Source organism: Hymenobacter coccineus (assembly GCF_001816125.1).
GTDB lineage: Bacteria > Bacteroidota > Bacteroidia > Cytophagales > Hymenobacteraceae > Hymenobacter > Hymenobacter coccineus.
The window spans coordinates 1-10,705 of record NZ_MDZA01000073.1 but is presented as its reverse complement, the minus strand read 5'-3'; the positions used below and the strand labels follow the sequence as shown (position 1 = coordinate 10,705).

Here is a 10,705-nt window from a genome sequence, read left to right as displayed (position 1 = left end):
CGCCCCCCAGTGGGCCCGCCTACCCCCGTCGCGCCCGCCGAAGCCGGCGTTGCCGTAACCCAAAACGCGCAGCCCCGGCCCGCGCAGTGGCCTGGCACGCCGGTGGTCAGCACCGTGGCCAACCCCGCCAACGCGGCCCTCGACAACCTCAGCTTCAACCACGACAAAGGCGCCACCAGCCTGGGGCAAACCTTCCGGGTGCCCACGGCCTGCCAGCTCACGCGCATCAGCCTGTTTGGGGGCGATGGGCTGGGCACCGCGCCCGCGCAGCCCGTCACCCTGGCCCTGTACGACCTGGGGCCCACCGAGGCCGCCGCCGCCAGCCCGTCCACCTACGCCCCCAGCCCCAACCTGCTGGGTGCGGGCAAGGGACTGAAAATCAATTACACACCCCAGGCCGCCGGCTTGCTGAACTTCGATTTTACGGGCCCCAACCAGGTGCCGCTGCTGGCCGGCCACACCTACGCCTTCGAGCTGCAAGGGGTGGAGAAGTCGGCCCCGCTGTTCTGGCGCGTGAGCCGCCAGGAGGCGTATGCCGACGGCAGCGCCTACCTCAACCGCGCCCCAGCTATGCTCAACGACAAGCGCGGCTACGACTTTGCGCTGGCCGTGTACGGCCGCGCCGGGGGCAATTAGTGATTGCGCGGGGCCCTGCCCGCCCTTGGCTTCTGGTGAAGGGGGTAGGGCCCTGCGCAAACCACTATAAATCGTGCCGCCACCTACTGGGCGCCCGTGGAGGGCGAAACCCTCGGCCCAGACTACCCTATTTCCAACTACCCAACGCTCATGCCTTTCCCCCGAATCGCCCTTTTCCTCGCCTACCTGGCCCTGTGCTGGCCGGGGGTAGCCCTGGCGCAGCAGTTCCGGAGCTACACCCGCACGGCCGACCGGGTGACGATTACCCTCGCGGATGGCCAGCTGGTGCTGCGGCCGGTGGCCGACAATGCCATTCGGCTGCAATACGCCCGGGGGCCCCTGCCGCAACTGCCGGAGCTGGTGTTCACGGCCGGTGCCCCGGTGCCCGCTTTTAAGGTGACGGAAACGGCGGCGGCGCTGCTGCTCACGACCCGGCAGGTGGGCGCCCGGCTCGACAAGGCCACCGGCACCGTGAGCTACCTCGACCCGGCCGGGCGCGTGTTTCTGCGCGAAACGCCCACCACCCGCCTCGTGGCGGCCCCGCCCGTGCTGGGCCAGCCCGATGTGGTGGCCCAGCAGGCTTTTGAGGCCGCGCCGGACGAGGTTATCCTGGGCCTGGGGCAGTTTCAGGATGGGCATTTCAACCTGCGGGGCGTCACGCGCCAACTCACGCAGGTGAACACCCAGATTGCTCTACCCTTCATCTATTCCAGCAAGGGCTACGGGCTGCTCTGGCACCAGTACGGCCTCACCGATTTCAACCCCGCCGACGCGCCCATTGCCCTCACCAAGCAGGTCGAAACCACCCAGGCCGGCACCGCCGTGGACGCCACCACCGCCACCGGTACTCAAAAGGTAGCCCAGGACCAGGCCACCTACACCGGTACGGTCACGCTGCCCGCCGCGGGGCCCTATTCCGTGCTGCTCGATTTGGGCGCGATGGGCAACCGGCACTGCGTGGAAATTGACGGGGTAGCGTGCATCGACCACCGCAATTTCTGGCTGCCGCCCACCGCCAGTGCCCAGCTGAAGCTGGCCGCGGGGCCCCACACGGTGCGGGTGGTGTGCAAGGCCAACAACGCGCCGCGCCTCACCTACAAGCAAGTGGATGCCCGCACCACCTTCCGCTCGCCCAACGCCCAGCTGCTTGACTACGTAGTATTTTACGGGCCCCAGGCCGATGCCGTCATCGGCAGCTACCGGCAGCTGACGGGGGCGGTGCCGATGCTGCCGCAGTGGGCCTACGGCTTCTGGCAGTGCCGCGAGCGCTACACCTCCAGTGACCACCTGGAGGCCACGGTGGCCGAGTTTCGCCGGCGCCAGATTCCAATGGATGTGATTGTGCAGGACTGGCAGTACTGGGGCAAGTACGGGTGGGGCGTGATGCAGTTCGACGAGGCCCACTACCCCGACCCGGCAGCCCTCCTGCAGAACCTGCACGCCCAGCACGCCCGCTTCAACATCTCGGTGTGGGAGAATCTAAATAAGGAATCGGCCATCGGCAAAAGCCACGTGGCCAGTAACTTCTACATTCCCGACAGCCCCTGGCTCGACCTCACCATCCCCGCCGCCCGCACGGCCCACTGGGCGGCCATGAATAAAAACCTTTTTGGCTACGGCGTCGATTCGTGGTGGCTCGACGCCACCGAGCCCGAAAACGACGCGCTCCACGGCAAGCAATTGGCGATTGGGCCGGGCGACTTCTACCGCCTCACCTACCCGCTGTTTGTGAACCAGGCCGTGTACGAGGGCCAGCGCGCCACCACCTCCGATAAACGCGTGTGCATCCTCACGCGGTCAGCCTTTTTGGGCCAGCAGCGCTACGGCACCATCAACTGGTCGGGCGACATTGGCGGCACTTGGGATTCGTTTCGGCGGCAGGTGCCAGCCGGCCTCAATTTCACCATCACTGGCCAGCCTTACTGGACGACTGACATCGGCGGGTTTTTCCGGCCCGGCCCCGGCCAGTACACCGACCCGCAGTACAACGAGCTGCTGATGCGCTGGTACCAGTGGGGCGCGTTCACGCCCATTTTCCGCGTGCACGGCTACCAGACCGAAACTGAGCCTTGGAAAAACGGCCCCGTGGTGGAGGCCAATATCCGGCAGCTGCTCGACGTGCGCTACCGCCTGCTGCCCTACCTCTACTCCGAGGCCTGGCAGGTGCACAGCCAGGGCTCCACGCTGATGCGGCCGCTGGTGATGGACTTCCGCACCGATACCGCCGCCGCGCGGCAGGCCGGCGAGTACCTGTTCGGCCCCGCATTTTTGGTGGCGCCCGTCACCGCGCCGGGCCGCACCGAGTGGCCGGTGTACCTGCCGAAAGGGGGCCCGTGGTACAGCTTCTGGACGGGCCGGCGCTACGCGGGCGGCCAAACCGTGGCGGCCCCCGCGCCCGCGGCCACCACCCCGGTTTTCGTGCGGGCCGGCGCCATCGTGCCCCTGGGCAAGCGCCTCCAATACACCGGCCAAAAAACCGCCGACACCCTGGAAATCAGGGTCTACGCCGGGGCCGACGGCCACTTCACCCTCTACGAAGACGCCGGCGACAGCTACCGCTACGAGCAGGGCGAGCGCCGCACCATCCCCTTCACCTGGAACGACCAACGCCAAACCCTGACCATCGGCCCCGCCCAGGGCACCTACCCCGGCGCCCTCCCGCGCCGCGTATTCAACGTAGTGTGGGCCAGCGAGGCCACCGCCCACGGCGCAGAGTTCGGCACGCTCGGGCAGCGGGTGGTATATACTGGTAAAAAGGTTGCGCTGAAGCGTTGAGGGCTTACTTGGAGCAGTTTAGGGGTTCGTGTATGTGGCAACCCGTACCACCAAGCTGTGCTGGCACCGCAGGGGTTTTGCCCCAGGGCCCCTAACGCAAGCCCCCTGCGGTGCCAGCACAGCTTGGTGGTACAGGTGAGTACCATCATCATGTACACGAACCTGGAAACGGCTCTAAGAAGCTGTTTGAGTTAGCAGAAATTCCTTCTGAAACGGTCATGCAGCGCGCAGCGAAGCATCTTTCCCGCGTTATGATTACCGGCGCGAGAAAGATGCTTCGCTGCGCGCTGCATGACCGTTCTTAAGCAACTCAAACAGCCCCTAAGCTAAAGTGCTGCTTAAGCAGTAGCGCATGAGTAAACGCACGTTGGCTGCTCGATAACAGGTTATCAATCAAAGCAAAAGCTAATGGCTGATTGCTTGGTAGCGGTTAGTAAAGCAGAATCCCCGTTGGGGTGAGCCTCGCGCGAGGGCCACCCAACGGGGATTCTGCTTTACTTGGTTTCTGCGGGCTGGCCAGCGGCGTGGGGCGCTGGGGCCCCTGGCTGCTGCCGGCCGCAGTGGCTACAGCTTCACGGCTACCTGCTTGCCGGTGTAGGCTACCTCCTTGGCCGGGGCGTCGTCGGCGCCCACGCCGGTGCCGTGCTGGGCATCGACCAGGATGACGCGGAACGTGCGGCTGGCCTGCATGCCGGGAAAGGTGCCGGCGCGGTTCTCCAGCGTCAGCTGGCGGGCCCGGTCGTTCCAGCGCATCCGAATGGTGGCGTAGGCGCCCTTCTCGTAGTTGTAGTTGTCGTTTTCATCCTCGTAGAGCGTGAACTCGCCATCGGCCCCGGGGTACACCCGGATTTCCAACGGGGCCCCGTCCTTCTCGCCGGTGTACTGCTGGTGGGGCCCCAGGGGCAGCACCGAGCCGGCGCGCACGTAAAGCGGCATCAGGTCGATGGGCGTTTCGCGCTGCACGGTTTGGCCGCCCGCCTGAGGCTGGCCGGTCCAGAAATCGACCCACTTGGCCCCGGCTGGCAGGTACACGTCCACGCCCTTGGTTTGCGCAAAGCTGGCCGGCACGGGCACGTTCTTGTCGGGCCGGTTCACGTACTGCGCCTCCGTAACCGGGCGCACCAAAAAGGCGGGCCCGAACATATATTCGGAGCCCATATCGGTCACTTTCGGGTCCTGCGGGAAGTCCATGGGCAGGGCGCGCAGCACCGTGCCGGCGCGGCTGGTCACGGCCCACATATTGGAGTAGAGGTAGGGCAGCAGGCGGTAGCGCAGGTCGATGAACTTGGCCTGCGCATCAAACGCCCAGCTGCCGCGCTCGCCAAACTGGTAAATCTCGCGGGGCGTGGCCTCGCCGTGGGCGCGCATCATGGGCGTGAAGGCCGCAAACTGCTGCCAGCGCGTAAACAGCTCCTGGAAGGCCGGGTCCTTCGCACCCTTCGGGTACTCGCCGTTGGGGAAAAAGCCGCCGATGTCGCTGTTCCAGTGGGGCAGGCCGGCGAGGCTCAGGCTGAGGGCGGCCGGGATTTGCTTGGCCAGCACGTCCCAGCGCGAGTCCACGTCGCTCGACCACACCATGGTGGCGTTGCGCTGCTGCCCGGCAAAGGCCGAGCGCGTGAGAATGAACACGCGCTTGGCCTCGCTGACCTGGCGCTGGTGCTGGTACACGCCCCCGGTCGCCACGAGGGGGTAGGCGTTGCGCACCCGGCGGAAGCTGCCCAGGGCGGTTTCGTTGTCGTCGTCGGTGTCGAAGGGCGCAAGCTGGTCGGGCTCGGTAGCGTCCATCCACCAGGCATCCATGCCCAGCCGGAAGATGCCCTGGTTCAGGTACTTCCAGTAAATGTCGCGCGCGGCGGGGTCGAAGGCATCGTACACCTTCACGTGCGGCGTGCGCGGCCAGGTAATGAAGTCGAAGAGCATGTCCTTGCTGGCCAGCTCCTGGTAGGCCTTGGTTTTGCGGCCAAACGAGGGCCAAATCGAAATCATCTGGTGGGCGTGCAGCGCGTGCACCTTGTCCACCATGCCCTGCGGGTCGGGAAAGCCGGGGTTGTTGAAGGCCATGTCGTTCCAGAAGTCGTTGTCCTCGCCCCAGTACTGCCAGTCCTGCACAATGCCGTCGAGGGGCACGCCCAGGGCCCGGTATTTTTCCACCACGCCCACCGTTTCGTTCTGGCTGCGGTAGCGCTCCTTGCTTTGCCAGAAGCCCAGCGTCCAGCGCGGAAACAGGGGCGCCTGGCCCGTGAGCTGGCGGTAGCGGGCCACCACGCCGTCGGCCGTGCCCTGGCCGTTGAGCAGGTAGTAGTCCACGCAGTCGCCAATCTCCGAGTCGAATAGGGCCCCGGCGGCGTTGTCGGCAAACTGGGTAGTGGAGTAGTTATCCCAGAGCACGGCGTAGCCCTTGCCCGAGTGCAGCACGGGCACGGCAATGTCGAGGCTTTTCTGCTTCAGCAGCACCTGCTGGCCGCGGTAGTTGAGGTGGCCGTTCTGGTGCTGGCCCAGGCCGTACACCGCCTCGCCCGGGGCTAGCTGAAACCGCTGGCGCACGCGGTAGGTGGCGGTGCCCAGGTCTTTTTTGGGGGTGAAGCGGGCCCCACCGGCTTGCTCACTCAGCAGCGGCTGGCCCTTGGCGGCCAGGAAGCTCACCTGCCCCGTTTGGCGGTTGATGCGCACCTGGGTGCTGGCGCTGGCCACCTGCACGGTGCCGCGCTGCTCGCCGTATTTCAGCGGGCCGGCGGCCGGGGGCTGCAACACCACCAGGCTCTTTTTGCCCGGCTCGTGGCCCTTCGGAAACTTCAGCACCCGCACAATCTCGGGCGTATAAAACTGAATCTCAACCGTGAGTGAGTCGGTGGTGAGGGTGAGGCCCGCGGGATTTTTCTGGTACTGCTGGGCCTGGGCCCTGGGCGCAGCCAGCAGCCCCAGGGTGGCCAGCAAAGCAGTGGGCGGTAGGAATCGCAAAGGGAAAGGGAGGGGCATGGGGAAAGGAAGAAAAGGAGTAAGCTTTGACAACAGCTGGGCCCCCCGGGCCCGCCGGGCGGGCCACGGCCAGCCGAGTGCGCCGCTGGCTGCGGGGCATCTGGCTGGGGCTAGCGGCTGGCGCAACGCGCTGCAAAGTAAGCGCCCCACCCACCTGGGAGGGGGGGGCATTTTCAGCAAAATGGGGTACAAAACCACCCAAAAGCCCATCCATCAGCCCGGGGGCGGGGCAATGCCAAAAAATAGGGCCCCCAGCAAAAGGGCCGCGGCAGTTGCCGCGGCCCTTTTGCTGGGGCCCCAAAGGCCCGGGTAGCCCGGGGCTACTTCAGCTTGACGCCCTGCGCCGCCATCTGCTTTTCCTGCTCGGCGTGGTTGGCCAGGTACTCGGCGTGCTGGGCCTCGGTGCGCTCGGAGCCGAGGCTGCGCAGGTGCTCGCGCAGCTTGGCGGCGGTCCAATCGGCCCCGTACGACGGGGTGCCGGGTTGCTGCCGCCACGACTCGTGCAGGCTGCCGTCTTCCACGGCGTCGAAGCCCAGCTCCTCCACCAGGGCCATTACCTTTTGCTTGGCGGCGGCATCGTCGCCGGCCACGGGCAGCGCAATGCGGCCGGGCGTGCCAATGGCCGTGCCCTTGTTTTGGAGATGGTCGGCGTAGATGTTGTTGAATACCTTCACCACCGGGCGGCCCAGGTGCTGCTGCACCCACTCACTCTCGGTGATGGAGCCGGTTTCCAGTTCCCGGATTTGGCCGTCGCGCAGCAGGGGGTAGTAGTTGCTGGTGTCGATGACCGGCACCTCAGGCGCCACGCCCGCGAACAGGTCTTTGGGCAGGTCGGGGATGTTGATGAGCGGAATGGTGACCACGATGATTTCGCCGTGCTGAGCGGCCTCGCGGGCAGTGGCGGGGGTAGCACCGGTTTTCTGGGCCACGTCGCCCAGGGTTTCGGGGCCCCGCGAGTTGGCAATGCGTACCGAGTGGCCGAGGCTGGTGAGGCGCACGGCCAGGGCGCTGCCGATGTGGCCGGCGCCGATGATTCCAATGTTCATAGTGGGTAAGATTAGTAAGCGGCTGCTTTGCGCAGCGGAAGGTAGTAAGCCCTCCGGCCAGCCAATTGTTTGGCCCCGCCCCCTGGGGCCCCGGGAGCCGCCCGGTACGCCAGCGCCGGCCGGGCTACTGCTGCTCCAACACCGCTTCGCCCTGTTGCTGAACGCACCAGCCCCAGCGTGTACTGGCGGCGGCCGTCCGCCCTGTTGGCCGCCCGCTCGAGCGTGGCCTGGCCCAGCCAGCGCAGCACCTTGCCCCCCACCGGCGCCACGCCCTCGGCGCGCTGGCCCGCGGCGTCGGGCTTGGTTTGGCGGCGCGTGGGGCCCTTGGCGTCGAAGCCGCCCACCCACTGGCTGTAGCCGGTAGAATACGAATCGTTGTACACCTGGTAGGGCCCCAGGGGCCCCGGGTGCGCCACATCAAACCAATAGAACAGGGGCGAAATGCCCGGCAGGTGCAACCGAACGGCAAAAGCCTCGGGCCGGCTGGGGCCGGTAAGGGCGCTGGCCCCGAACGACTCCAAAGCCGCCACCGAGAGCTGCCCGGCCGAATCGAGCTGCAAATGCTTCGCCGGATACCCTCGATTTCAAACGATTACGGCCTGCGCGGGCAAGGGCTGGCCCAGGGCATCGAGTACCGTAAGGTGGAGCACGTAGGCAACCGAGCGCTGGCCCAGCAAAAAAATCCACGCCGTGCCGCCCAGGGCAGCCACGGCCAGGCCACCCACAATAAACAGTACTTTGAGCATGGCAGGCAGTAAGGAAAAGGAATGATAAAGTAACCAGCCACCGCCCAGCACCCGCCACGGCAGGGTAGGGGCCCCAGCCGCGCCAGGGAAGCGCGGGCCGCGCCGCACCCGCCGTCTCCCCGGGGGTCGGGAAAGGGGAGATGGACGGTGCCAGCCGATATATGGGGCCTCGTAGGGAATGGTCAGGAAGCTGTTTGAGTTGTTTAAAAACGGTCATGCAGCGCGCAGCGAAGCATCTTTCCCGCGTCACTAATTATGATTGCCGGCGCGGGGAAGATGCTTCGCTGCGCGCTGCATGAAGTTCAATACTAAATGTTTAGAGCGGTTTCCAGGTTAGTGTACGTGGCAACCGCTTCTTAGGAAGCCAGCGCTTGGCTGGCCAGGTAGGTTACGTCGTCGTCGGGGGCATCGGCCAGGCTGGCCAGGTCGGCCCGCACGGCCTCGCGCCAGGGAGCGTGGGCTTGCAACTGGGCCAGCACCTGCACCGCCCAGCGGTTCACCATGCTCCAGCCGGTGTAGTGCCGGGCCAGGTGCACGAGGGCCGCCCGGAACTGCGTTGCGAGCGGCAGCGGCAACGCGGCCAGCGCCTGCACAAACGCCGCACCCGCCGCTGGCTGCGGCTCGGCCACCGCGTCCAGCGGGCGCAGAAACTTGCTCTCGGTTTCGAGGCCGATGAGCACGGGCAAGTGCTTGATGCCGTGCACGAAGTGCGTGACGTAAGCCGCAAAAGAACCAAAATAGAAGCTGGCCGCTTCCTCTGTGAAGGCCAGCGGCAGGGGAGGCGACTGGTGGTAGCCCTCGTACCGTTGGGCCAACACCCCGTTGGCCTGCTGGCGCGCGGCCAGCGGGGCCCCCTCATCCCAGAGCACCCCGCGTAGGAAGGTGTGCAGGGCCTGCGCCTCGGCGCACGCGGCCCCACAGCTGCTCTTTTTCTTCGGCCGAGGCCTCGTTCAGGCGGCGCGGAATCCCGTCTTTGGCCAGGCCATCGCGGCGCAGCAGCAGGGCCAGCGGCAGCTCGGCGGTGCGCACGAAGTGGGCCCCGCAGTTGCTGCAGAACCTGCCGGGGCCGCTGGCGCCGCACCAGAAGCACTGCTCGATGGGCTCGGCCTAGCGGCTGCAGTTCACACACAAGTCGCCGGGCGTGTAGTCCTTGGGCTGCTTGTGGTGGCAGTTGGCGCAAAACGCGGCATCCGACGAATCGACCACGATGGGGAGATTGGGGCCCCGGGTGCGGCCGGGCCAGCGGGCGCGGCCGGGCCAGCGGGCAGGGCCCATTCTAGCACCCGAGTTGCCACAGCGGGGTCGAGGTCGGACAGCAGCTCCAGCAGAGTCACCACGGTGCCAATCTCCGCGAAAGCGTCGCGGCCCTGCACGCCCATCTCACCCAGGGCGGCTAGTTGTTCTTCGGTCAGGCTCTTGGCCTTGAGGATGGTGCGCTCCAGGAGTGAAAATTCAGTTGCCATGGGCTGGTTCGTTAGCCGGTTGGGAAAAGCCATCGTTCTGGCCGCGCTCGGTCAGGGCGGCCGTGCGCTTCTCCGCGCCGGGGGACGAGGCGGAAAGCTGCGCGTGTACAGCGGGCTAAGGCAGGAGAAAAAGGCAGTGGCGCTTGGCAGCGGGCGGCGCAATAGCCCGGGGCCAAACGCGCCCAGGTGCCCGGCCACCGCGCCACCTGCCTTACTCCACCACCAGCGGCTGCACGGCGCGCCAGCCGCCGGCTTGCACCTGCACGTGGTACAGGCCTGGGGCCAGGCCGTCCAGCGCTACTTCGGCGGTGGTGCCAGTGGCCGGCAGGGGCACGGCCCAGGCGCGCACCACGCGGCCCCGGGCGTCGAGCAGCGTTAGGGTGGCCCGTGCGGCCCCGGGCGCGGCGGGCACCCGCACCGTGGCGCGGACTTGGGCCGGGTTGGGGTAGGCCACCACGCCGGCCAGCGGCGCCGGAGCGTTGGTAGCCAGCGCCGTGCCGTCGGCCAGGGCCGCCAGGTAGGCCGTGGTGGCGCTGTTGGGGTTGGCCAGGGCCATGGGCCCGAAGCCGGCCGTGGGGCTGGCAAAGTCGCCGGCCACGTATGTGCCGGTTGCGCCCACGGCCACGGCGGTGGCGTAGTCGTAGCCCGCGCCGCCGGCCCGCGTGGCCCAGGCGAAGGCACCGCTGGGGCCCGCGTCGGTCAGCTTGGCCACGTACAGGTCAATGAGGCCGGCGGTGGTGAACGTGGTGCTGCCGAAGGTAGCCGCGGCGTTGCCCAGCACGTTGCCCGCGAAGCTGCCGGCCACGTACACGTCGGCCCCGCGCACGGCCAGGGCGTTGGCGTAGTCGTCGCCGGGGCCCCCGGCGCGGCGCGCCCAGGCAAAGGCCCCGCTGGGACCGGCATCGGCCAGCTTGGCCACGAATACGTCGTAGTACAAATTATCAGTGGTCGTATTGGCCAGCACGGTCAATGAGGCCGGCGGTGGTGAACGTGGTGCTGCCGAAGGTAGCCGCGGCGTTGCCCAGCACGTTGCCCGCGAAGCTGCCGGCCACGTACACGTCGG

Annotated in this window: 10 protein-coding genes; 2 read left to right on the top strand and 8 right to left on the bottom strand. The window is 67.1% G+C overall.

Annotated features, from left to right (window positions below; all coding sequences use genetic code 11):
* Together BEN49_RS05710 and BEN49_RS05705 are read left to right on the top strand one after the other, a co-directional pair.
* A partial coding sequence (locus BEN49_RS05710) for a hypothetical protein (RefSeq protein ID WP_204376060.1) occupies positions 1-636 on the top strand: 636 nt, incomplete at its 5' end.
* A 150-nt stretch (positions 637-786) separates the two neighbouring features.
* Entirely contained in the window at positions 787-3,411 is a 2,625-nt protein-coding gene (locus tag BEN49_RS05705; protein WP_070741999.1) for a glycoside hydrolase family 31 protein, read from the top strand.
* Positions 3,412-3,975: 564 nt separating this feature from the next.
* Here BEN49_RS05705 and BEN49_RS05700 read toward each other — a convergent pair.
* The 8 genes from BEN49_RS05700 to BEN49_RS05680 form a co-directional block, all read right to left on the bottom strand.
* Positions 3,976-6,387 (bottom strand): glycoside hydrolase family 31 protein, encoded by a 2,412-nt coding sequence (locus BEN49_RS05700; protein ID WP_083325809.1) that lies wholly within the window; start codon positions 6,385-6,387, stop codon positions 3,976-3,978.
* A 320-nt stretch (positions 6,388-6,707) separates the two neighbouring features.
* A complete protein-coding gene (locus BEN49_RS05695; protein ID WP_070741993.1) occupies positions 6,708-7,433 on the bottom strand; it encodes an NADPH-dependent F420 reductase in 726 nt (241 codons plus the stop codon).
* An 11-nt stretch (positions 7,434-7,444) separates the two neighbouring features.
* Positions 7,445-7,993: a hypothetical protein gene (locus BEN49_RS05690; RefSeq protein WP_070741990.1), complete on the bottom strand. Its 549-nt coding sequence runs from the start codon at positions 7,991-7,993 to the stop codon at positions 7,445-7,447.
* 24 nt (positions 7,994-8,017) lie between these two features.
* On the bottom strand, positions 8,018-8,179 hold the full coding sequence (locus BEN49_RS27625; protein ID WP_158022759.1) for a hypothetical protein: 162 nt from the start codon (positions 8,177-8,179) through the stop codon (positions 8,018-8,020).
* A 356-nt stretch (positions 8,180-8,535) separates the two neighbouring features.
* On the bottom strand, positions 8,536-9,048 hold the full coding sequence (locus BEN49_RS05685; RefSeq protein WP_070741987.1) for a hypothetical protein: 513 nt from the start codon (positions 9,046-9,048) through the stop codon (positions 8,536-8,538).
* Complete coding sequence (locus BEN49_RS27620) at positions 9,035-9,208, bottom strand: hypothetical protein (protein WP_158022758.1); 174 nt, start codon at positions 9,206-9,208, stop codon at positions 9,035-9,037. Before BEN49_RS27620 ends, BEN49_RS05685 begins: the two co-directional genes overlap by 14 nt.
* 92 nt (positions 9,209-9,300) lie before the next feature.
* Positions 9,301-9,642 (bottom strand): hypothetical protein, encoded by a 342-nt coding sequence (locus BEN49_RS26625; RefSeq protein WP_125916553.1) that lies wholly within the window; start codon positions 9,640-9,642, stop codon positions 9,301-9,303.
* 211 nt (positions 9,643-9,853) lie between these two features.
* A complete protein-coding gene (locus tag BEN49_RS05680; protein WP_125916551.1) occupies positions 9,854-10,606 on the bottom strand; it encodes a T9SS type A sorting domain-containing protein in 753 nt (250 codons plus the stop codon).
* Positions 10,607-10,705 lie beyond the last annotated feature (99 nt).